The sequence below is a fragment of the Nesterenkonia sp. E16_10 genome (assembly GCF_017347085.1).
In the GTDB taxonomy this organism is placed as follows: Bacteria; Actinomycetota; Actinomycetes; order Actinomycetales; family Micrococcaceae; genus Nesterenkonia.
Genome location: NZ_JADPSA010000001.1, coordinates 189,656 through 212,447, shown reverse-complemented (window position 1 = coordinate 212,447; position 22,792 = coordinate 189,656). Strand labels below are relative to the sequence as shown.

General features: G+C 70.2%; 17 protein-coding genes and 2 tRNA genes. 12 read left to right on the top strand and 7 right to left on the bottom strand.

Annotation, left to right across the window (positions count from 1 at the left end; translation table 11 throughout):
• Positions 1-284 precede the first annotated feature (284 nt).
• The 3 genes from I2487_RS00995 (at position 285) to I2487_RS00985 (ending at position 2,806) form a co-directional block, all read left to right on the top strand.
• Positions 285-2,423: a DEAD/DEAH box helicase gene (locus I2487_RS00995; RefSeq protein ID WP_207169925.1), complete on the top strand. Its 2,139-nt coding sequence runs from the start codon at positions 285-287 to the stop codon at positions 2,421-2,423.
• A 139-nt stretch (positions 2,424-2,562) separates the two neighbouring features.
• Positions 2,563-2,634: transfer RNA gene (locus I2487_RS00990), tRNA-Thr, on the top strand.
• 98 nt (positions 2,635-2,732) lie between these two features.
• Positions 2,733-2,806: transfer RNA gene (locus tag I2487_RS00985), tRNA-Met, on the top strand.
• 164 nt (positions 2,807-2,970) lie between these two features.
• Here the strand turns inward: I2487_RS00985 and I2487_RS00980 are convergent.
• The 4 genes from I2487_RS00980 to nirD form a co-directional block, all read right to left on the bottom strand.
• Positions 2,971-5,106 carry a DEAD/DEAH box helicase gene (locus tag I2487_RS00980; RefSeq protein WP_345941289.1) on the bottom strand — a complete coding sequence of 712 codons (2,136 nt, stop codon included), beginning with the start codon at positions 5,104-5,106 and terminating at the stop codon, positions 2,971-2,973.
• A gap of 331 nt (positions 5,107-5,437) precedes the next feature.
• Positions 5,438-7,018 (bottom strand): alpha/beta fold hydrolase, encoded by a 1,581-nt coding sequence (locus I2487_RS00975; RefSeq protein ID WP_207169923.1) that lies wholly within the window; start codon positions 7,016-7,018, stop codon positions 5,438-5,440.
• A gap of 109 nt (positions 7,019-7,127) precedes the next feature.
• Entirely contained in the window at positions 7,128-7,889 is a 762-nt protein-coding gene (locus I2487_RS00970) for a sirohydrochlorin chelatase (protein WP_207169922.1), read from the bottom strand.
• Between the two features lie 10 nt (positions 7,890-7,899).
• Positions 7,900-8,268: a nitrite reductase small subunit NirD gene (nirD, locus tag I2487_RS00965; protein ID WP_207169921.1), complete on the bottom strand. Its 369-nt coding sequence runs from the start codon at positions 8,266-8,268 to the stop codon at positions 7,900-7,902.
• 259 nt (positions 8,269-8,527) lie between these two features.
• Between nirD and nirB the strand changes: the two genes are divergently transcribed.
• From nirB to I2487_RS00950, 3 genes are read left to right on the top strand one after another with little or no spacing between them, the layout of a single operon-like run.
• Positions 8,528-11,281: a nitrite reductase large subunit NirB gene (nirB, locus tag I2487_RS00960; RefSeq protein ID WP_207169920.1), complete on the top strand. Its 2,754-nt coding sequence runs from the start codon at positions 8,528-8,530 to the stop codon at positions 11,279-11,281.
• A complete protein-coding gene (gene cobA, locus I2487_RS00955; protein WP_207169919.1) occupies positions 11,278-12,093 on the top strand; it encodes a uroporphyrinogen-III C-methyltransferase in 816 nt (271 codons plus the stop codon). Before nirB ends, cobA begins: the two co-directional genes overlap by 4 nt.
• On the top strand, positions 12,093-13,262 hold the full coding sequence (locus I2487_RS00950) for a uroporphyrinogen-III synthase (protein ID WP_207169918.1): 1,170 nt from the start codon (positions 12,093-12,095) through the stop codon (positions 13,260-13,262). The genes cobA and I2487_RS00950 overlap by 1 nt, the downstream gene beginning before the upstream one ends.
• 81 nt (positions 13,263-13,343) lie before the next feature.
• Here I2487_RS00950 and I2487_RS00945 read toward each other — a convergent pair whose 3' ends face one another.
• The 3 genes from I2487_RS00945 to I2487_RS00935 are packed head-to-tail and all read right to left on the bottom strand — an operon-like array spanning position 13,344 to position 18,549.
• Positions 13,344-14,879 carry an FAD-dependent oxidoreductase gene (locus tag I2487_RS00945; protein WP_207169917.1) on the bottom strand — a complete coding sequence of 512 codons (1,536 nt, stop codon included), beginning with the start codon at positions 14,877-14,879 and terminating at the stop codon, positions 13,344-13,346.
• Positions 14,876-17,119 carry a molybdopterin oxidoreductase family protein gene (locus I2487_RS00940; protein ID WP_207169916.1) on the bottom strand — a complete coding sequence of 748 codons (2,244 nt, stop codon included), beginning with the start codon at positions 17,117-17,119 and terminating at the stop codon, positions 14,876-14,878. Before I2487_RS00940 ends, I2487_RS00945 begins: the two co-directional genes overlap by 4 nt.
• The gene (locus tag I2487_RS00935) at positions 17,119-18,549 is read right to left on the bottom strand and encodes an MFS transporter (RefSeq protein WP_207169915.1); all 1,431 of its coding nucleotides are present in this window, start codon (positions 18,547-18,549) and stop codon (positions 17,119-17,121) included. Before I2487_RS00935 ends, I2487_RS00940 begins: the two co-directional genes overlap by 1 nt.
• Before the next feature lie 222 nt (positions 18,550-18,771).
• Between I2487_RS00935 and I2487_RS00930 the strand changes: the two genes are divergently transcribed.
• The 6 genes from I2487_RS00930 to I2487_RS00905 all read left to right on the top strand — a co-directional run bounded on the left by I2487_RS00930 (position 18,772) and on the right by I2487_RS00905 (position 22,745).
• Entirely contained in the window at positions 18,772-19,032 is a 261-nt protein-coding gene (locus tag I2487_RS00930; RefSeq protein ID WP_207169914.1) for a hypothetical protein, read from the top strand.
• Positions 19,033-19,485, top strand: coding sequence for an FAS1-like dehydratase domain-containing protein (locus I2487_RS00925; RefSeq protein WP_207169913.1), 453 nt, complete (start codon positions 19,033-19,035; stop codon positions 19,483-19,485). It begins immediately after the preceding gene.
• Positions 19,482-19,979: a MaoC/PaaZ C-terminal domain-containing protein gene (locus I2487_RS00920; protein ID WP_207169912.1), complete on the top strand. Its 498-nt coding sequence runs from the start codon at positions 19,482-19,484 to the stop codon at positions 19,977-19,979. The genes I2487_RS00925 and I2487_RS00920 overlap by 4 nt, the downstream gene beginning before the upstream one ends.
• A gap of 187 nt (positions 19,980-20,166) precedes the next feature.
• Positions 20,167-21,099: an ABC transporter substrate-binding protein gene (locus I2487_RS00915; RefSeq protein ID WP_207169911.1), complete on the top strand. Its 933-nt coding sequence runs from the start codon at positions 20,167-20,169 to the stop codon at positions 21,097-21,099.
• A 5-nt stretch (positions 21,100-21,104) separates the two neighbouring features.
• Positions 21,105-21,899, top strand: a complete 795-nt coding sequence (locus I2487_RS00910) for an amino acid ABC transporter permease (protein ID WP_207169910.1) — start codon at positions 21,105-21,107, stop codon at positions 21,897-21,899.
• 15 nt (positions 21,900-21,914) lie between these two features.
• Positions 21,915-22,745, top strand: a complete 831-nt coding sequence (locus tag I2487_RS00905; RefSeq protein ID WP_207169909.1) for an amino acid ABC transporter ATP-binding protein — start codon at positions 21,915-21,917, stop codon at positions 22,743-22,745.
• Positions 22,746-22,792: the final 47 nt, after the last annotated feature.

Here is a 22,792-nt window from a genome sequence, read left to right as displayed (position 1 = left end):
CTTGCTGACTCCGAGCGTGCCCCATCCACATGGGGCCGGAAGCTCGTTGAGGGTTGTGTGTATCCACGGGTCGACTCCGGAGCCGACAAGCCGGCCGAGTCCCTGTGACTGATCCAGTCCCGTCCTAGAACCTTAAGCAACCTGCCCTGCCCATGCAGATGCTGCGTGCAGTGCCCTTCGGCATGCCCAGCCTCTTCGAGCAGCGGTGGTTGATTGCGCAGGTCTTCTGGGACTGGATCTTCAGCGGGTCCTCTCGGTCGCATGACATCTGACGAGGAGTCACCATGACGATCCAGGACCACAACTCCGCAGAGCCGAACCCGGCCGAGGCCGAGACCGCCGCTGCGGCCCAGACTGCAGCCACCACCGAGTCTGGCGCGACGCAGACTCCGGAGACTGCCGCCCCCGCTGAATCGGCCCCGGTCGAGGCCGAGGCTGCCCCGATCGTGACCGAGGCCCCGGTCACGGTCGCCCCCGCCGCTGCCGAGGAGCAGGCTCCCGCCGAGCAGGCTCCCGCAGCTCCGGCAGAGCAGGCCCCCGCAGAGCAGGCTCCCGCCGCCCCGGCAGAGCAGGCCCCCAAGGCTGCTGAGGAGTCCACCGGCCCGAAGTTCTCCGAACTCGGCCTGGATGCCCGGGTGCTGCAGTCGGTGACCAAGCTCGGCTACGAGACCCCTTCCCCGATCCAGGCGCAGACCATCCCGCTGCTGAGCCAGGGCCGCGACGTCGTCGGCCTCGCCCAGACCGGCACCGGCAAGACCGCGGCCTTCGCGCTGCCGGCGCTGTCCCACATGGCTCGCGCCAACGACGCCGGAGAGCTGGGGAACTCCCCCTCGACCCTGGTGCTCGCCCCCACCCGTGAGCTGGCCATCCAGGTCGCCGAGGCCTTCGCCACCTACGCCCAGGGCGTCCCCGGCATCACCGTGCTGCCGATCTACGGCGGCTCACCCTACGGCCCGCAGCTCGAGGGCCTGCGCCGCGGCGCCCACGTCGTCGTCGGCACCCCCGGCCGCGTCATCGACCACATGACCCGCGGTTCGCTGAACCTCTCCACGATCAAGCACCTGGTGCTCGATGAGGCCGACGAGATGCTGCGCATGGGCTTCGCCGAGGAGGTGGACCAGATCCTGGCCCGCACCCCGAAGACCAAGCAGGTCGCGCTGTTCTCCGCCACGATGCCCAAGGCGATCCGCCGGATCTCCGCGGACTACCTCAACGATCCGGTCGAGGTCTCGGTGAAGTCCAAGACCTCCACCGGCACCAACACCCGCCAGCGCTTCGTGCTGATCAAGCACTCGGCGAAGAACGAGGCGCTGAACCGCATCCTCGAGACCGAGCCGCACGACGCCGCGATCGTCTTCGTGCGCACCCGCTCGGCCACCGAGGAGGTCTCGAACAAGCTCGCGGCCCGCGGATTCCGCACCGCGGCGATCAACGGTGACATCCCGCAGAACCTGCGCGAGAAGACCGTGGAGAACCTCAAGTCCGGGCGGATCGACATCCTGGTCGCCACCGATGTCGCCGCCCGCGGCCTCGACGTCGAGCGCATCACCCACGTCTTCAACTACGACATCCCGTTGGACACCGAGTCCTACGTGCACCGCATCGGACGCACCGGCCGTGCGGGTCGCTCCGGCGACGCTGTGCTGTTCGTGACGCCTCGCGAGAAGCGGATGCTGCGCTCCATCGAGAAGGCCACCCGCCAGCCGGTCGAGCAGATGTCCATGCCGACCATCGCGGACGTGAACTCCTCGCGGCTGGATCGCTTCTCGGAGCGGATCACCCAGACCCTGGCCTCGGAGGAGCTCGAGGAGTACCGCGGACTGGTGGCCTCCTACACCCAGGAGCACAACACCCCCGCCGAGGACGTGGCCGCCGCCCTGGTCGCCATGGTCCACGACGGGCGCCCGCTGCTGCTTGATGAGAAGCGCGACGACGAGCTCGTCCGCGAGTCCAAGCGTGAGGTCGGCGAGGACCGCGGCGGCGATCGCCCCGAGCGCCCGCAGCGTGACCGTGGACCGCGCACCGCAGGTCCGGGCAACGCGATGTACAAGATCGCGGTCGGCCGTCGCAACGGGGTGAACCCCGGGCACATCGTCGGGGCCATCGCCAACGAGGCCGGGCTCAGCGCCCGCGAGATCGGCGGCATCGACATCCGGCCCACGCACTCCCTGGTGGAGCTGCCCGAGAAGCTCTCCTCCGAGCAGTGGGCCGCCCTGGCCAAGACCCGCATCGGTGGCGAGCTGCTGAAGATGGAGCGCGACACCGGCGCTCCCTCCGGCGGCACCGAATCCCGCGGCGGCTACGGCGAATCCCGCGGCGGCTACGCCGGCAAGCGCGAGGGCGGCTCGAGCGATCGAGGCGGCCGCGCAGGCTCCGGCGACAGCCGATTCGGCAACAAGGATCGCAAGCCCCGCTGGAAGTGATTCCTCCCCCGAAAGGGGGTCCGGTCTCCGCCGCCAAGGGTCTCGATCCGAGGCGGCGGAGACCCCCGGTCAGGGAGAGGCAGCTCACACTGACCGGTTTTTGAGCGGTGCTGAACTGATGGTAGAGTTTAGTGCTGTTGCCCCAATAGCTCAGTGGTAGAGCGCAGTCTTGGTAAGACTGAGGTCGCGGGATCGATTCCCGCTTGGGGCTCTGATTGAGAGCCCGCGCAGCGCAGCATATTGCGCGGTGCGGGTCTTTCTCATTCACACCGATCTTCCTCCCGCCCAGCGGGGTGGAGAACCGGGGATGGCGGTGTAGCTCAGCTGGTTAGAGCGCACGACTCATAATCGTGAGGTCGGGGGATCGAGCCCCCCCACCGCTACCGAAGACGCCGCACAGGCGAGAGAAACACCTCGGGCCCCCACGCTTCACAGCGTGGGGGCCCGAGGTGTTTCCGGCGAGGTGTCTCTGTCGACATGTCCGGCCCGCTCCAGGCCCGCTCCGCCCGCTCATGGCGCGGGCGGAGCGGGCCTGAGGCCTCGGGTCTCAGTCCTCCTGGCCGCCGGCCCGTGAGCCCAACGCATCTTCGAGAAGCGTGACGAGGGCCTCGAGCTGCACGTCTGCGGAATCAGGGATCTCTTGGTCGTCCCCGTCGAGCGCCCGGGCGGCCAGCCCCGCCTTGGCGTCGATGAGCTCGGCGATCCTCGTGTCGAGGGTCTGAGCGGCGATGATCCGCCATGCGGTCACCGGCTCCTCCTGCCCGATACGGTGGATCCGGTCGATGGCCTGGGTCTGCTCGGCATCGGTCCAGGACAGTTCCGCAAGCACCATGTTCGAGGCGACCTGCAGGTTCAGGCCGACGCCGGCGGCCGTCAAGGAGCACACCGCGACCGCGACCTCTGGGTCGTTGGTGAATGCGTCGATGTGCTTCTGCCGAGCCGATGCGCTCTGGTCGCCGCGGATCGAGGCGTACCGGATGCCTCGCTTGGCGAAGGTCGCCTCGGCGGTGTCCATCACATCGATGTGTTTGGCGAAGAAGACGACCTTGCCGGCGCTGCGGGCTAGCTGAGCGGCGTAGTCGGCCGCGAGGCCTGCCTTGGCCTGGCCGATGCGCCGCGTCATGGTGAACACGTTCTCGCTCGACTTCTTCGTGGACTTGCTCGCACGCTCCTGTGCGGCGACCTGGCGCACCAGGACGTGGTCGATGCCCTCGAGACCCTCACCGGCCGGCCGCGCCGCCAGCGCCCGGTCATAGCGCGTGAGAAGTCGACGGGCGAGGTTCTGCTCGGCGGCCCGGATGGAGCGCCCGGCCTCATCGTCGATCTCGACCGGGACGTCGGCCACGCGTCGTGCGGGCAGGTCGGCGGCCACATCCACCTTGCGCCGCCGCACGATGCCGCGGTCGATGACGGCCGCACGGGCAGCGGGGGAGAAGCCGCGGTCAGCCGGGGTCAGACCGATCTTCTCCAGCGCGCCCATCAGCTCACCGATCGGCTTGGTCTCGTCGAGCCAGCCGAGGAACTGCCAGATCGCCCGGAAGTCCTCGATGTCGTTGATCAGCGGGGTGCCGGTGAGGGCGATCAGCAGCGGGTCGGCGATCCGGGTTCGGATGCGCTCGGAGAGGTGCAGCACATTCTGCGACCGCTGCGACTTCCGGTTCTTGATGTAGTGCGCCTCATCGACCACCATCCCGCGCAGCCCCAGGTCCTGCAGCCAGCCCGCGTGCCGATCCAGCACCTCGTAGTTGACGATGATGATGTCGGCGAAGCCGTCGATCCGCTCGCCGTCGCCGTGGACCACGGTCGCGGGGTGTCTGGGGGTCCACAGTTCGGCCTCGCGCGCCCAGTTCATCTTCACGACGTTGGGCACCACGACGAGCAGCGGGTAGGCGTTGGCCGCCTCGGCGGCGAGCAGCGCCTGGGCCGTCTTGCCCAGGCCGGGCTCGTCGGCGAGCAGGAATGTCCGGTGCCCTGCCGCTGCGGCGGCGACGAGCCTCCCCTGGTGGGGCATGAGGTCCAGCGCCCGGGTCGACCGGGTGGTGGCCGGTTCCGGCAGGTCCATGCAGGCCAGCGAGCCGCCCTCGGCGAAGGACTTCATCAGCGGCTCGATGAGCTCCCAGCCCACGAGGCGGCGGGGCTGCGCGGTGCGCTTGGCGACGGCGGAGTAGTCGGGCTCCAGGAAGGGATTCGCCAGCTGGCGGGACTCCACCGACACGGGCACCACGCGGCGCTGCAGGTCCGGCTTGGGCGCGGCCGGCTCGGGTGCTGCGGCGGGCTCCTCCGGGACCTCGAGGCCAGCGGTTTCGAGGAGCTCGCGGCGCAGCGAGCGGGCGCGGTCGGAGAGGACCGCGTCCTCGGCGAGCAGCCCCAGCAGGGAGGTGTCGCGGGCCGCCGTGGTCGCCAGGATCGTGGCGATGCCGTCGAGGCGCTTCAGATCTTCGGCCCCCCGGGACCCGGACTTGGCCTCCACGGCCTTGATCCGGGCGCGTTCCTCGCGGGTGAGGAGCGCCGCGACCTGGAACTTGGTCCGGGTCGAGGGCAGGTCGGTGCCACGCTGGACCGCGGATTCAACCTCGCGGACGAGCTTGGCGAGCAGCGCGATGATGCCGCCGTCGTCGTGCCGGCGGGGTCGCCGGCGGGTGCGCGTGCGTGCGCCGTTCTGACGCTGGGCTCCTCGAGCCACGGAGTCCTCCTCGGAGCGATGGATCATTCATAGCGGCGGGACGGTGCCCGCACTGCACCCGCGGCGGGGCGAGGGACGTCCGAGCAGTCTCGGCAGAGACGTCCCGGCGCACAAGCTGGTCCAGCGGATCCGCAAAGAGATCGACGCGTCGGACGTACCCAGCCGGGAGGGCCCCGCCAGCGTACCGCGTGCTGGGCGAATCTCAGCCCTCGGGCGGGCGTTCATGACGCTGAGCACACCCGGACAGGTCCATGGTCTCGTGGACATCATGGTCACGTCGAGGGGTCAGCCGGCAAAAGCATGCTCGCGTGCGGAGCGTAGAACACGCCCTTCAGCCCCCGGTGTCAGTCTCAGCCAGGACCTGTCGAAGCAGCGCGGCGTACTCCTGGGGCCGCTCGAAGGACGCCCGGTGGCTCGACGCGGGGAACTCCACCCAGGTCTTCTCGGGAGCCTCCAGCCGGTCGAACCATTCACGTGCCGGTTCGACCCGGCCGCGCGCTTCGTGTTCGCCCATGACGACGTAGACTGGGACCTCGAGCCGGGGCGCCTCCTGGCGCAGATCCAGCTCCTGCAGCTGCGGGTACAGCAGCGAGTAGGTGTCCAGCAGGCCGCGGATCGCGTTGACCCGGTCCATGAAGGTGTTCTCCGGCACCCAGATGGTCGCGGTCATCTCGGTGGAGCCGTCGAACTCCGGGTAGGAGTAGATGGCTCGCTCGGTGCCGACGATCGCGGTGTAGTCGAGCATGTCCGAGTACGGCGGAGGACCCTGCGCCTGAAGCTGCGCGTGAAGCTCCTGATCCCCTGTCCCACCCGCCCACTCCAGGCTCTCCTCGTAGAAGATCTGGTCGGTCTCGCGGATGTCGACCATCTGCCCGGTCCCGACGAAGGCCCGATAACGCTCCGGATGCTGCTGCACCGCCAACACCCCCGGGAGTGTGCCCCAGGACTGACCGGTGAGCACGATGCGGTCCTGGTCGAACCGGCCGCGCAGGTATTCGGTCACCCCGAGCGTGTCCTGCGTGACCCGCTGCAGCGTCATGTCCTGGACCGGATCGATCGCGGAGTAGGACTTGCCGGTGCCCGGCTGGTCCCAGGTGACCACCAGGAAGTCCTCTTCCAGGGACGCATCCAGTCGCATCGCCCCCAGATCGGTGCCTCCCGGCCCACCAGCAAGGTGAAGCAGGACCGGGCTCTCGGCGCTCGCCCCGCGGATCATCAGGGTCTGTTCCGATCCACCCACCGAGATGGTGACCAGCTCCGCGACGCTCCCCGCGGCCGGTTCGCCCGCGCCGTCGAGGATCAGCGCCGTCGAGCCCGGACGCGCGACGAGCGCGGCGAGCGCCAGCACCGCCACGCCCACCAGCAGCACCCCCGCCCAGCCCAGCCTCGTCGTCCGGGCGGGGCTCTCGACACCGCGGCGTGCTGCGACCTCGACGCCGAGACGGCAGCCCAGGACCATGGGCACCAGGACCAGCAGCCCGTGGACGCCCCGCCCGGACAAGAAGCCAAGCGCGCCGATGATGGAGTCGAGGCGGATCTCTTCGACGGTGGCCCCAGTGGTGCCGAGCCGGGCGAGCTCGAACACGATCAGGAAGGTCACGGGGGCCAGCAGCATGCTCCACCGGCTGCGCAGCAGGGCTCCGGCGAGGATCCCGACCACGAGAGCGCCCAGCATCGACCACAGCACCTGCGCGGCGCTCAACGGGCCGCGGGGAGTGGCCCAGGCAGCCAACAGCCCGGCTGCGGCCACCAGGAGCACGGCGAAGAAGACCGACCAAAGGGTGAAGGGACGAAGGGTGACGGGCCGGTCGTCCCGAGCCCCACGAGCAGGCGGTGCCCGCCGGCCTGCGGCTGGGGCGTCGCGGGGCGCAGGCCGAGGGCCGGGCCCTCGCCCGGCGCGCATGTCACCCATGGCAGACCCCCGTTTCGGCACCCGCGTGCGGAACCACCTCGCCGGTACACGATCACCGTACGACCATGCACCGGCGACCACCAGTGACCAATGGCCCTGTGCGGCGGTGTCAGCGCACAGCCGGCGAGGCCGCTGACAGCTCGCTCAGCCCTGCGGTGAACCGGTCCAGGATGATCTCCACCAGCTCCTCCGGAGCCTGGGTCGAGCCCTGCGGGAGCAGCGAGCTGGTGACCAGATCGGCGCCCGCGCGCTGCAGCAGGTTCTGGAAGTACCCCGGGGCCAGCAGATAGCTGATCAGCACGATCCGTCCCTGTGCGGTCTCCCGGGCCTGCGCCACCGCGGTCTTCACCGAGGGCTGCGCGAAGGAGAGGTAGGCGTCCTGGACCGGGCGGCCCAGTCTCATCTGGAGCCGCGCCGCCATGTCCTGGCAGTCCCGCACGGCCGAGCTGTCCGAGGAGCCGGCGGCGGCGAAGATCAGAGCGTCTCGCGCGGGGTCCACACCGGATCCCTGCATGCGACGCAGCAGCAGATCCACCAGCCGGTCATCGGGGCCCAGCGCGCCGCCGACGGTCACCGGACGGTCCAGATCGGCGGTGTCCTCCCTGAGGTCCACGTTGACGTGGAACCCGGCGGAGAGCAGCAGCGGCACGACGACGGCGGCCAGCTCCTGCGGCAGGGCGGCCAGGCTGGCGGGCACGTCGGGCTGCTGCACGTCCACGTGTCCGAGCCTGACCAGATCCTGCCGCCCTCGCGCGGCGGCGACCTCACGGACCCGATCCGCGAGCTGCGTGACCAGGCGCTGCCCCTCGGGGTTGGAGGTGCCGTGGGAGATCGCCAACAGCGCGGCCGGTGATGGTGCGGCGTGGTTCATCCAGGACACCTCAGACCTTCACCTCGACGAATCCGGCCTCGACGCGGACCGGATAGGACTTCAGCTGCAGCGCATCATCGCTGAGGCACCGACCGGTGGCCAGGTCATAGGGCTGCTTATGGATCGGTGAGGCCAATGTGGGCCGACCAGCTTTGGACCCGACGATACCGCGAGACATCACATTCGCCCCGGCGTAGGGATCCCACTGGGACACCGCGTGCACGATCTCACCATGCAGCCGGACCAGCGCGATCTGCGTGCCCTCGACCAGGGCGGCCTCGCCCCACATCGGCTCCAGGTCTGCCACGCGGCACACTCGATGCCAGCCGGGCTCGGCGCGGTGGACGGGGGTGGATGAAGGCGTGGTCCCAGGGATCATCGTCCCAGCCTAGGCCGGGCCGGTTTCACCCGGAGCGCCAGTGTGTAAAGGCCTGATGACACTGATCTCACCGACGCTGAGAACACGATGAGAACCTCGTCACATTGGTGTTACAAATGCGACACCGCGTAGAAACCGCCGGTTCCTAGGCTGAAGCGAACCCTCGACGGTCCGGCGGACCCTGTGGAACACCGAGCACCTCCGCCCGATCGACGTGAAGGCATATCGCACTCATCGTCTACCGCGAAGGTGAACCCCCATGGACGCATCCACACACTCGGCCGAGGCCGCAGCCAAGGCCAGGGTCGAGCGGCACATCGCCGTCGTCGGAGGCGGCCCCGCCGCACACCGGCTGACCGAGGCGCTGATCTCCCGAGACCCGGAGGGGCTGCGGATCAGCGTGTTCACCGAGGAGACGTCGGCGCCGTATGACCGGGTGGCGCTGTCCCGGCGCTTCGCCCAGTTCGACGATGAGCTGCTGCTGGGGGACCCCGCGCTCTGGGAGGACCCCCGGGTTCAGCTGCACACCGGCACCCCGGTGACCGAGTTGGACGTGGAGGCGAAGACGCTGCGCACGGCGGCCGGTGAGCTGATCGGCTTCGACGAGCTGGTGCTGGCCACCGGATCCTCCGCGCCGCGCCCCCCGATCGAGGGCAGCGAGCACATCGCGGTCTACCGCACCCTGGACGACGTCGACTGGCTGCGCCTGCGGGCCGCCGAGCTCAGCGCCGAGCTGGGCCGCCCGGCCCGCTGCGCGGTGATCGGCGGCGGCCTGCTCGGCCTGGAGGCCGCCGGAGGGCTGCGCGGCCTCGGCGCCGAGGTCACCGTGGTGCATTCCCGCTCCTGGCTGATGAACGCCCAGGTCGACGAGTACGGCGGTCGTACCCTGAACCGACTGCTGCAGCAGGAGGGGTACCGGCTGCAGCTGGGCCACCGGCCGACCCGCATGGTCATGGACCCGGAGGCGGGCCCCGAGCGCAGCCGCTATACGCTGGAGTTCGCGCAGGCAGAAGACCTCCCGGCCGACCTGGTCGTCGCCGCGATCGGGATCACCGCTCGCGACGAGCTCGCCGCCGCGGCAGGGCTCGACTGCGCCGAGCGCGGGGGAGTCGTCATCGATGAGACCTGCGCCAGCTCGGCGCCGAACATCTGGGCCATCGGGGAGGTCGCGAGCTACCAGGGCATCTCCATGGGTCTGGTCGCCCCGGCCAATGCCATGGCCGAGGTCGTCGCCGACCGGCTCAGCGGCGGAGCGGCCTCCTTCGTCGGGTTCGACACCGCCGCGAAGCTCAAGCTCGCCGGGATGGACGTGGCCTCCTTCGGCGACGCCTTCGCCGAGACCCCCGGCGCGCTCGAGGTGGTCTACGCCGACGCCGTCGGCGGGATCTACCAGAAGATCGTGGTCACCGACGACGCCACCACCCTGCTCGGCGGGGTCTTCGTGGGCGACGCCAGTCCGTATTCCTCACTGCGCCCGCTGCTGGGCCGGGAGCTCCCCGCCGCCCCCGGCGCCTTCCTCTCCGCCGCGGGTGGCGGGGAGCTGGACCTGGAGCTGCCCGACGACGCCCAGGTCTGCTCCTGCAAGGACATCTGCGCCGGAACGATCCGATCCGCCGTGGCGGGGGACGCCACGACACCCGGCTGCACCGATATGGCCGCCATGAAGAGCTGCACCAAGGTGGGCACCCAGTGCGGCTCCTGCATTCCGATGGCGAAGAAGATCATGGAGGCCCAGATGCTCTCCCTGGGCCTGGATGTCTCCAAGGCGCTGTGTGAGCATTTCGGGCACTCCCGCGCCGAGCTCTTCGAAGCCGTGCGCGCCACCCAGCTGACCTCCTTCACCGACATCGTCGAGCGGTTCGGCAGCCCGGCGGACGCGCAGCGCAACCTCGGCTGTGACATCTGCAAGCCCGTGGTGGCCTCGATCCTGGCCGCCCAGCACGGCGCCGAGTACATCCTGGAATCGGGTCGCGGCTCGCTGCAGGACACCAATGACCGGGCCCTGGCGAACATGCAGAAGGACGGCAGCTATTCGGTGATGCCGCGGATCCCCGGCGGGGAGATCACCCCGCAGAAGCTGAAGGTCATCGCCGAGGTCGCGGCCGACTTCGATCTCTACACCAAGATCTCCGCCGCGCAGCGGGTGGACATGTTCGGCGCCCGGCTGGAGCAGCTGCCGCAGATCTGGCGCCGGCTGGTCGACGCCGGCTTCGAATCCGGACAGGCCTACGGCAAGGCGCTGCGCAACGTGAAGTCCTGCGTGGGTTCGAGCTGGTGCCGCTACGGAGTCCAGGACTCGGTGGCCATGGGCATCCGGCTGGAGAACCGGTACCGCGGGCTGCGCTCGCCGCACAAGATGAAGTTCGGCGTCTCCGGCTGCGCCCGCGAATGCGCCGAGGCCCGGGCGAAGGACGTCGGGGTGATCGCCACCAGCGACGGCTGGAACATGTATGTGGGCGGCAACGGCGGGGCCACACCGGCCCACGGCCAGCTGCTGGCCAAGGATCTCGACGACGAGGCGCTGCTGCGCTACATCGACCGCTACGTCATGTACTACGTGCGCACCGCGGATCGGCTCCAGCGCACCGCCCGCTGGATCGAGGAGCTGCCCGGTGGAGTCGAGCATGTCTACGACGTGGTGGTCAAGGACTCGCTGGGCATCGGTGAGGACCTGGAAGCGGCGATGGCCCAGCACGTGGACGGCTACGAGGACGAATGGGCCGCCACGCTGCGCGACCCGGAGCGGCTGCGGCGCTTCCGCAGCTTCGTCAACGCCCCCGACGCCCCCGACACCGGACTGGCCTACGTGCTGGAACGTGGTCAGCGTCGCCCGGCCACCGAGCAGGAGAAGGCCGACGCCGCCTCCGGAGACGGCCCGGTGCTGCTGACCGGGCCGCGGATCCCGGTGCGCGAGGAGATGGCACGAGAAGACGCGGCGCATCAAGAGGCGGTGCGGGCGCGCGAGGGCGCTCCGGTCCCCGACAATATGGCACCGGCGGAGGGAAGCTCATGATGGATCTGGGAGAGGTCACACTGATCGGGGGCGGGCCGGGAGCCGCCGACCTGATGACCGTGCGAGCCCGAGACGCGCTGGCGATCGCCGACGTCGTCTTCTACGACCGGCTCGCACCCACCGAGGGGCTGCGCGAATGGGCCCCGGCGGCGGAGCTCTTCGACGTGGGCAAGCGCCCGGGCCACCACCGGGTGACCCAGGAGGACATCCAGTCGATGATGACCGACGCCGCGCGCCGCGGCCGCCGCGTGGTGCGGCTCAAGGGCGGTGACCCGTTCGTCTTCGGACGCGGCTGCGAGGAGGTCGCCGCCTGCCGCGACGCCGGCATCCCGGTCACCGTGGTCCCGGGCATCACCTCGGCGATCGCGGTCCCCGCCGCGGCCGGCATCCCGGTGACCGCCCGCAACGTCTCGAAGTCCTTCACCGTGATCTCCGGACACGACCCGCTCGGGGAGCAGGAGCTCGCCGGGCTGGCCGCGCTGGGCGGCACCGCTGTGATCCTGATGGGCGTGGGCACGCTCGGGCACACCATGACCGGGCTGCAGCGCCACGGGCTCGCCGGGGACACCCCGGTGGGCATCGTGGAGCGCGGCTTCAGCCCCGACCAGCGGGTGCTCATCGCCCCCCTGGGTGAGATCCTCGGCGTCGCGGCGGAGGCCAGGCTGCGCTCGCCGGCGGTGCTGGTGATCGGGGAGGTGGTCCGGCTGGCCGCGACCGAGCCATGCTCCGGGGAGGCGCGCACCGACACCGACTCCTCCCCGGCGGTCGCTGGGGAACAGGTCATCCGCGCCATGGCCGGGGTGGTGCTCTGATGACCACGACGAGCTCCTCCACGGCCTCGATGCCCGCCGGTCCTGCGGGGGAGGCCGCGGCCGCCGTGCCGCAGACCCTGGCCGGCTTCCGGATCGGGGTCACCTCGGATCGCCGCAGCGAAGACCTGATCTGCGCCTTCCGACGTCGCGGCGCCGAGGTGATGCATGCCCCCGCGCTGCGGATCGTCGCGCTGACCGAATCCGTGACCCTCCAGCAGGACACCCGCAGGGTGATCGAGGCGGCCCCGGACTTCGCGATCATCACCACCGCCTACGGGATGCGCCGCTGGTCCGAGGCGGCCGACACCTACGGGCTGGGCACCGAGCTCTTCGAGACCCTGGAGAAGGCCACGATCCTGGTCCGCGGTCCCAAGGCGCGCGGCGCGGTCCGGGCCGCAGGACTCGACGACGACGGCTCCGCGGAGGACGAGCGCACCGCCACCGTGGTGGACATGCTGCTGACCCGGGACGTGCGGGACAAGACCGTGGCGCTGCAGCAGCATGGGGCCAGCGATGACTCGCAGATCCACCGACTGAAGGCGGCCGGCGCCACCGTGGTCACCGTGCTGCCCTATACCTGGACCAAGCCCGATGAGGATTCAGACCTGCTGCGCATGATCGACGCCGTGATCGAACGCCAGCTCGATCTGATCACCTTCACGGCGGCCCCGGCCGTGGAGGCGTTCCTCTCGGTGGCCCGGCAGTACGGCAGGTTCGAGGCGCTGGTGGCCGCGCTGCGCGGCGACGTGGTCTCGGTGGCCGTGGGCGCCGTGACCGCTGGACCACTCTACGACGCCGGACTCAGTCCGATCATCCCCTCCCGCTGGCGTCTGGGCGCGATGATCAAGCTGGTCTGCGACCACCTCGAGGAGCACCAGACGCTGCGGATCTCCACACGGCACGGCCCGGTGGAGATGCGCGGCTCCGAGGTGCGGGTGCCGCAGGTCACCGATGAGGCGGTGCGGCTGCCGCCGGGCCCGCTGTCCCTGATGCGAGCGCTGGTCAAGGCCGAGGGGGCGGTGCTCTCCCGCGAGCATCTGATGCAGGTGCTGGGGCAGTGCGATTCGGAGCACGCCCTGGAGATGTGGGTCTCCCGGCTGCGCAAGTCGCTGCCGGTCACCGGACTGGTGAGCACCGTGGTCAAGCGCGGATACCGGATCGCGGTCTGAGCCTCCGCCCGGCGGCACGTCCGGCCCGCCCCCGCCTGCCGGTCCGCCTGCCGAACCGCGCGCCGGTCCGCCCCGCGCGGCTCAGGCATGCACCGCCTTCGGCGCCTGCTCGGCGGCCTCGGCCGAGAGCAGCTTCTCGATGCGCACGTGACAGGTGCCGCAGCCGGTGCCGGCCCGGCAGGCCGCCCCGATCTCCTCCACGGTGCTGGCGCAGGCGGCCGCCTCCTGCACCTGGGCCAGGGTGGTCCCGGCGCAGCGACACAGCACATCCTGCGGGCCCAGCTGAGCCTCCCGGGTGGCGTGCTCGGCGGCCAGCAGCGCGGTGCGGTCGGTCACCGGGAGCGTGCCGCGACCGGCGTGCATGGCCAGCTCGGCGGCCGAGCGCGGCATGCCCACCGCAACGAACCCGAGCAGCCGGTCCGCCTCCGCGACGATGCGCAGGTACTGGCCCCCCTTGGGATCTGACCAGGTGGACACGGTGGGCGACTCGGGGTCCCAGGGGTCCACGTCGGTGCTTCCGGCACAGGCCACGTTGAGCGTGTGGGACTTCAGCAGGATCACGTCCAGCCCGGTCCGGGCCTCCAGATCCACCGGGGCGCCGGAGGCGTCGCGTTCGAGCGCCTGCTCCAGCTCGAGGTCCTCACGCAGCACCCGGGCGGCGGTCGCGGCGTGCTCCCAGCCCGGGGTGATCAGGCCTGCGGAGACCTTCCCCTCCACGGTGGCGCAGTCACCGATCGCGTAGATCAGCGGGTCGGTGACGCTGCGGCACTCCCGATCGGTGAGCACTCCCCAGCGGGTCGGGAGACCGGCCGCCGCTGCGAGCTGGTCCCGAGCACGGACTCCGATGCAGGTGACCAGCAGCGAGGCGGGCAGCTTCTCTCCCAGGGGGGTCCGCACGGCGCACAGGCTGCCGGACTCGGCGATGACCGTGGTGATGTCGGCCGCCGCCCGGATCTGGACCCCGGCATGGATCAGCTCGCGGCGCAGCAACATCCCGGCATCGGTGTCGATCTGCCGGCTCATCGGCACGTTGCCGCGATGGACCAGGGTCACCGGGGCGCCGACCTCGGCGATGGCCAGCGCGGCCTCGACGCCGAGCACGCCTCCGCCGAGCACGATCACCGGCTCGCCGCGACGCACGACCTCGGCCAGGCGCAGCGCATCACCCATCTCGCGCAGCGCCAGGACCCCCTCCGGCAGTCCGCTGGGCCTGACCTCCGCGTCGATGGATCCCCCGCGTCGGGACTCCACCTCGAAGCTGGGCGTCATCGGCTCCGCACCGGTGGCCAGCACCAGCCGGTCGTAGGAGAGCGCGCCGCCGTCGTCGAGCGTCACCCGGCGGTGCTCTCGGTCGATCTCGGTGGCGCACACCGCCGTGCGCACCTCGACGCCGGCCGCACGCAGGGACTCCAGGTCGGTCAGCGCGAGGTCGGCCGGCCGGATCCGGCCCACGGAGACGTCTCCGATGCGGATGCGCTGATAGGCCGGGTCGGTCTCGGCTCCGATCACGGTCAGGCGCAACCGTCCCGCGGTGACCTCCCCGAGGAGCTCATCGATGAGTCGGGCCGCGACCGGGCCGAAGCCGAGCACCAGCAGGTGCGGAATCCTCTGGCTCATGCGGGGGCCTCCAGGGCTGTGGCGGGACGGATCCGCACCGGGGTGTTCTTGAACTCCGGCATCTTCGAATCCGGGTCGGTGAGGCCTCGGGTGAGTAGGTTGGCGGCGCCGCGGCCGCCGAAGTGGAAGGGCGAGAAGATCGTGTCCGCGCGGATCCCGGCATCGAGGACGACCTTCGCGGTCAGCGCTCCCTGGGCGTTCTCCACCACGGCCACGCCGTGCTCGGTCAGTCCGAACTGGCGCGCCGTGGCCGGGTGGACCTGAACGGTCACCTGCGGGTGTGCGGCGTCCAGGGCCGGCACCCGGCGGGTCTGGTTGCCCGACTGATAGTGCTCCATCAGCCGGCCGGTGGTGAAGGTCAGCTCCGCCGCGCCCGGCGCCGCCTGGCCGCGCGGGCGGATTCCGCGCAGCGCCGCCCGGCCGTCGGGGTGCGCGAAGCGTGAGGTGAACATCCGCGGGGTCCCGATGATCGGCTCCCCGGTGCTGGTGAGCTCCGGCCCACCCGGCCCGCCGGTGTCTGCGGAGGGGTCACCGGTCGCCGGGTGCGGCCAGTAGCCTGCGTGGCCGGTGTCCAGCAGCTTCCAGCTCATGGCGGAGTAGTCGGCGCTCGCCCCTGCGGTGGCCCGGCGGATCTCTTCGAAGACCTCTGCCGGGTCGGTGGGAAAGCCGGTGGGGGTTCCGAGTCGGCGGGCCAGCTCGGCGAAGATCCATAGTTCGGAACGACAGCTCGGGGGCGGGTCCACCGCCCGACGGCGGCGCAGCAGTCGACCCTCGAGGCTGGTCATGGTGCCCTCCTCCTCGGCCCACTGCAGCACCGGCAGGACGACGTCGGCCTCGGCGGCCGTCTCGGAGAGGAAGAAGTCGGCCACCACCAGAAGGTCCAGGGAGCGCAGATTCTCCAACACCCGGGAGCTGTCCGGCGCGGAGACCGCCACGTTCGAACCATGCACCAGCAGGGCGCGGATCCCCTCGGGCCCCTCCTCGGACCGAGTCCCCATGGTGTGCAGCAGCTGGGTGGCCGGGGTCCCGGGGCCGGGGATCGATTCCGGGGCCACGCCCCAGACCTCGGCGATGTGCGCCCGGTCGGTGGGCGAGGTGATCGAGCGCAGGCCAGGGAGCTGATCAGACTTCTGCCCCAGTTCACGGCCGCCCTGACCGTTGCCCTGCCCGGTCAGGGTCCCGTAGCCGCCACGGCCGCCGGGCAGACCCAGGATCAGCGCGAGGCTGATCGCCGCTCGGGCGGTATCGGTGCCGTCGCGGTGCTGCTCCACTCCGCGCCCGGTCAGGATGAACACCGGGTCCCCGCCGTGGCGGGCGCGCACGGCGGCAGAGCCCAGTCGGCGAGCGATGAAGCGGATCTGGTCCGCGCCGACCCCGGTGGCGGCCTGTGCCCGCTCGGGCCACCAGGCGGCGGCGGACCTGCGGAACTCCTCGGTGCCGCGCACCCGCTGCGCCAGGTAGCCCTGATCGCTGTAACCCTCCTCGAAGACCACGTTGGCCAGCGCGAGCAGCAGCACCAGGTCCCCGCCGGGCGCCGGGGCCACATGGAAGCCGGCACCCTCCGCGGTGAGCTCGGCGGTGGTGCTGCGCCGCGGGTCCACCACGATCAGCCCGCCCTTGGACCGGGCCCCTTCGAGATGCTGCACGAACGGCGGCATGGTGTCTGCCACGTTGGAGCCCAGCAGCAGGATCGTGCAGGCGGCGTCGAGATCCGTGAGCGGAAACGGCAGTCCGCGGTCGAGCCCGAAGACCTCGGTGGAGGCCTTGGCGGCCGAAGACATGCAGAACCTGCCGTTGTAGTCGATCTGGGCGGTCCCCAGCGCGACCCGGGCGAACTTCCCCAGCGCGTAGGTCTTCTCATTGGTCAGGCTGCCGGAGCCGAACACCCCGACGGCGTCGAGGCCGTGGGCGGCCTGGATGCTGCGCAGCCGGTCCGCGATGTGATCCAGCGCCTCCGCCCAGGAGGCCTCACGGAATCCGCGCTCGCCCGCGTCGTCGGTCTCGGCGACCAAGGGGGAGCGGAGCCGGTCCTGGCGGGAGCCCAGCAGCTCCGCGGCGGTGCTGCCCTTCCGGCACAGTCGCCCTCGGTTGGTCGGGAACTCCGCGCCCTGGACCGTGATCTCCGGATGCGCCGGCCCGGCGCCGTCGGGCCTGTCGGTGATCTGCAGCGTCATGGCGCACTGCAGCGCGCAGTAGGGGCAGTGGGTTCCGACCTCGCGGGTGCTCTTGTGCGCCGGCATCAGACGTTGGCGCGGGCGAAGACGGTGCCGGGGCGCATGTAGACGAACCAGGTGAGTCCGGCCAGGGCGATGTAGCAGGCGGCGAAGACCCAGAAGGCGATGTCGAAGGAGCCGGTGGACTCGTTGGAGATCCGCAGGATCTGCGGAATCGCGAACCCGCCGTAGGCCCCGATCGCGCCGATCAGTCCCAGCGCCGAGGAGGCCTTGCGCTCGTGTCCCACTCGGTCGGCCGGGTCGACCGAGAGCCTGAAGACCACCGGGATCATCCGGTAGCTGGACCCGTTGGCCACACCGGTGAGCGTGAACAGCACCAGGAACAGCAGCAGGTACACCCAGAAGTTCGCCATCGAGAGTGTGAGCACCACGGCGGCGGTGACCCCCGCCATGGCCAGGAAGCTGGTGATGGTCACCCGGGCGCCGCCGATCCGGTCGGCGAGCTTGCCGCCATAGGGTCGGGCCAGGGAACCGACCAGCGGGCCGAGGAAGGCCAGCGAGAGCGCGGCGCCGAGGACCTGGATGCTGGAGAACTCGGGGAACTGGATGTTGATCAGGGTCGGGAACACCGAGCCGAAGCCCATGAAGGAGCCGAAGGTGCCGATGTAGATCAGCGAGATGATCCACAGATGCTTCTCCTTCAGCGCCGAGAGCGAGCCCTTGAGGTCGTTCTTGGCGTGGGAGAGGTTGTGCATGTACTTCCGCGCACCCCAGGCGGCGAGCAGGATGAACGGGATCCAGAACAGCCCGGCGGCGGGCAGGTTCGGCTGCAGCGCGCCGAAGGCGAAGGCGGTGACCACGATCGGCACGGTGAACTGGGCGACGGCGACCCCGAGGTTGCCCCCGGCGGCGTTGACGCCCAGCGCCGCGCCCTTCTCCCTGGCCGGATAGAAGTAGGTGATGTTGGCCATCGAGGAGGAGAAGTTGCCGCCGCCGAACCCGGCGGCCGCCGCGATGGCGAACAGCGCCCAGTTCGGGATCTCCGGGTTCCCCAGCGTCAGCGCCATCGCCACGGTGGGGATCAGCAGCAGCAGCGCGGAGATGATGGTCCAGTTGCGTCCGCCGATCATCGCCACCATGAAGCTGTAGGGGACCCGCAGGGTTGCTCCCACCAGCGGCGGCAGTGACACCAGCCAGAACTGCTCGGAGGTGGTCAGATCGAAGCCGACCAGGGGTAGGAAGACCACCGTGACCGACCAGAGCTGCCACACGGCGAACCCGAGGAATTCACAGAACACGCTCCAGATCAGGTTCCGCCGCGCCGTCGGGCGGCCAGGTCCCTCCCAGAACTCGTCGTTCTCCGGCTGCCAGTTGGTGATCCAGCGACCCTCTTCGACGACCAGCCGATCGGTCGGCGCGGTGGTCGCGGCGGTCGCGGCGGTTTCGGTGGGTTGACCGTGGTGTTCAGCCGTGGCGGTGGAGCTTTGGGGATTCATCGCGATGTCCTGCTTCCTGGCGTCTCGCGGGGCTGGGCCGCACGGTGACCCTTGGGGGGTCCGGTGTTCCGGTGGTCCGGGGATGACGCTCCCACTCTGACAAGACCGTGTTTCGGTCAGTGGATCGGGGAGTTTCGGTCGCGATAAACCAGGCTCATACTCCGCTCCGGGTGGTGTGAGGTTTTTCGAGCTCGCCACCTCGGGGCCTGTAAGCTGGCCGCCGTGAGCACTCAGTCCTTTGACCCGTGGAGCAGCGGGACGCGCGCCTACCGGGTCACCCTGGTCCTGGGCATGGCCTCCACCGCCGTGGGCGTGATCCTGGTGGTGCTGGCGGCCCTGCTCGACGCCGAGGAGATGACCGCCGCGCTGCAGCGCACCGGCCTGGTCTTCCTGGGCGCCGGAATCCTGAGTCACCTGATCGCCATCGGACTGCGCCGACGCCAGGCCGCCCAGATCCTCTCCCGCCGAGCGAAGGACGACTGAATGATCAACCCAGAACGCCAGGGCCACCAGTACCCTCCCGCCGCGCCGTACCAGGTCAGCCGTGAAGCGATCCGCGAGTTCGCGCTCGCGGTGCAGGCCGAGCACCCGGCGCACCACGATGTCGAGGCCGCCCAGGAGCTGGGTCACCGCGATCTGGTCGCACCGCCGAGCTTCGCGGTGGTCATCGCCCAGCGCGCCGAGGCCGCCGTGGTGAACGACGACGAGGCCGGCATCGACTTCTCCCGCGTGGTCCACGCCGAGGAGCGCTTCACCCACCACAGCCCGATCCTGGCCGGAGACACGTTGAGCTCCCAGGTCACCCTGGACCGGATCCGCACCATGGGCGCCGGCGCGATGGTCACCACGGTGGTGCAGATCAGCGCCGAGGACGGCTCGCCCCGGACCACCGTGACCTCCAGCCTGCTGGTCCGCAACGAGGAGGATGACGCATGAGCACCCCGGTCTTTGAAGAGCTCGAGAAGGGCCAGCAGATCGGCACCCGTGAGCTGAGCTTCTCCCGCGCGGACCTGATCCGCTACGCCGCCGCCTCCGGGGACCACAACCCGATCCACTGGAACGACCGCTTCGCCCGGGAGGTCGGCCTCGACGGGGTCATCGCCCACGGCATGCTCACCATGGGATCCGCCGTGGACCTGGTCAGCGTCTGGGCGGGCGACCCGGGCGCCGTCGTGGACTACCAGTCCCGGTTCACCAAACCCGTCCCGGTCCCGGATGCGGCCTCGGGGTCCCCGGAGACCCCGACCGCCCGGCTGCAGCTCAGCGGCAAGATCGGCGCGGTGGACGCCGAGCAGCGCCGGGTCCGGATCGATCTGAGCGTGGAGCTGCTGACCGAACCGGCCGCCGAGCAGGAACCGGGTGCCGAAGCGGACCCAGACCCGGTCCGCACCAAGGTGCTCGCGAAGTCGCAGGCCGTGGTGCAGCTCTAGGACCTCGCCGCATGTCAGCCCTGGTGCGGCTCTGCGTCGCCTGCGATGCTGAGGCGGCTGCGCGTCTGCCGGGCGGACACGCCGTCAAGCTCTCGCACGGCTGACATAGGGCGGAAACACAGCATCACCGTATACTCGCGGAAACCGCCTGATGTCGGTTTCTGCTGATCAACCTAAGGATCCCAACATGCCCATGCACAAGACCGCGGCCAAGGCCGTAGGCGCCTCCGCGCTGGCAGCACTTCTGCTGACCGCCTGCGGCGACAGTGAAGAAGGTGGCGAAAGCCTCGAGGCCGAGCCGCAGAACGAGATCACCGTGGACCTCGATCTCGGCGAGGTCGAGCTGAACAACGAGGGCACCCTGCAGGTCTGCTCCGACGTTCCCTACCCGCCGTTCGAGTACTACGACGAGGACGGCGCCGTCGTCGGCTTCGACATCGACATCGCCGAGGTCATCGCCGGCGCGCTGGAGGTCGAGCTGGAGGTCGTGCAGACCGGCTTCGAAGGCATCCAGTCCGGGGTGGCGCTGGACGCGGGCACCTGTGACCTGGCGATCTCTGGCATGTCCATCACCGAGGCGCGCGCGGGCAACATGCTCTTCTCCGAGCCCTACCTCGACGACAACCTGGGCCTGCTCGCCGCCACCGAGGCCGACGTGAGCTCACTCGACGACCTCGAGGGCCTCACCGTGGGTGTGCAGACCGAGACCACGGGCTCCGACTACGCCGAGGAGCAGGGCTACGAGGTGCGCGAGTACTCCGATTCCGGCCTGCTGATTCAGGGTCTGGAGTCCGGCCAGGTGGAGGCTGCCATCGGCAACATCTCCATCCTGGGCTACCAGGCCGGCGAATCAGACACGGCGGAGTTCATCGAGGAGATCGACACCGGCGAGCAGCTCGGGATCGCCGTGGCGACCGGCAACGATCAGCTGATCGACGCAGTCAACGAGGTCCTCGCCGAGCTGGACGCCTCCGGCGGCATGGAGGAGCTCGAGGACCGCTGGTTCCGCGAGGGCGACACCCCTGAAGAGGGCGAAGGCGCCGAGGACGAGGCTGCCGACGAGGCTTCTGATGAGGAGCCCGCCGAGGACGCGGCCACCGAAGACGAGGGTGACGAATAACCCTCATGGCAATGACAACCCGTGACCGAGCGCGACTGAGCCTCGGGATCCAGGCAGGGATCTTCCTTGCAGTCGTGATCGTGCTGGCCATCCTGATCGACTGGACCGCGATCCGCAGCAGCTTCTTCGCCGTCGAGAGCATCGGGCCGATGTTCCCGGAGATCATCACCGTCGGACTGTTCAACACGGTCCAATACACGGTGGTGGGCTTCGTCTTCGGCCTGCTCGGTGGAACGCTGCTGGCGCTGATGCGCATGTCCTCGTTCCCGGTCTACCGGTGGGTGGCCACCGCGTACATCGAGTTCTTCCGAGGCATCCCTGCGATCCTGGTGTTCATCGCGCTCGGTTTCGGTGCGTCGCTGGCCTTCGGGTGGAACCTCTCCACCCTGCAGATCGCCGGCTCGGCGCTGGCCATCGTGGCCAGCGCCTATATCGCGGAGACCCTGCGCGCCGGCCTGCAGGCGGTCCCCAAGGGACAGCTCGAGGCGGCCCGCGCGCTGGGCATGCCCGCCTGGCGCGCCATGGTCACCATCCAGATCCCGCAGGCCTTCCGGATCGTGCTGCCTCCGCTGACCAATGAGGCGATCCTGCTGACCAAGGACTCCTCGCTGATCTTCGTGGTCGGCATGGCCGGCGGCGCCGCCGAGCTGACCAAGATGGGCCGCGACGGCATCAACATCTACCAGGCGGGACTGACCCCGCTGGTGGTGGCCGGATTCTGCTACCTGCTGCTGACCGTGCCGCTGTCGCTGCTGGCCCGCCGCATGGAGCACCGCAACCCCCGCACGGCGAAGAAGTAAGAGATGGACGCGAACATGAGCCAGAGCCAGAGCGACGCAGCGGGGACCACAAGCCCTGAGACCAGCCCGGCCAAGGGTGTGCCCGGCGGCCACGGCACCTCCGCAGCCGGGGTGACCATCACCGGGCTGCACAAGTCCTTCGGGGACAACGAGGTGCTCAAGGGCATCGACATGAGCGTGGCGCCCGGCGAGGTGGTCTGCCTGATCGGCGCCTCCGGCTCCGGCAAGTCCACGCTGCTGCGCTGCGTGAACCGGCTGGAGACCCCCAACGCTGGCACGATCACCGTGGGCGAGCACGAGGCCACCCACCCGGACGTCAATCTCGACGCCATGCGCCGGCAGATCGGCATGGTCTTCCAGCAGTTCAACCTGTTCCCGCATCTGAGCGTGCTGGAGAACTGCACCATCACCCCGCGCCGGGTGCTGGGACAGTCCAAGGCCGAGGCGGAGACCGAGGCGCTGGCCCAGCTCGACGCCGTCGGGCTCGAGCACCTCTCCGAGCGCCGGCCCGACCAGCTCTCGGGCGGGCAGCAGCAGCGGGTGGCCATCGCCCGGGCGCTGACCATGAAGCCTCAGCTGATGCTCTTCGACGAGCCGACCTCCGCGCTGGATCCCGAGACCGTGGGCGACGTGCTCGCCAGCATGCGCAAGCTCGCCCAGGCCGGGATGACCATGCTTGTGGTGACCCATGAGATGGGCTTCGCCCGCGAGGTGGCGGACCGGGTGGTCTTCATGGACCAGGGCCTCGTGGTCGAGGAGGGCCCCGCCGCTGCGGTCATCGGTGACCCCCAGCAGCCACGCACCCAGGACTTCCTGCGGCGCGTGCTGCACCCGCTGGGCGAGTAGCCAGCACCTGCGCGGCGCGCAGATGACCATTTCAGCGACGCCGGGTA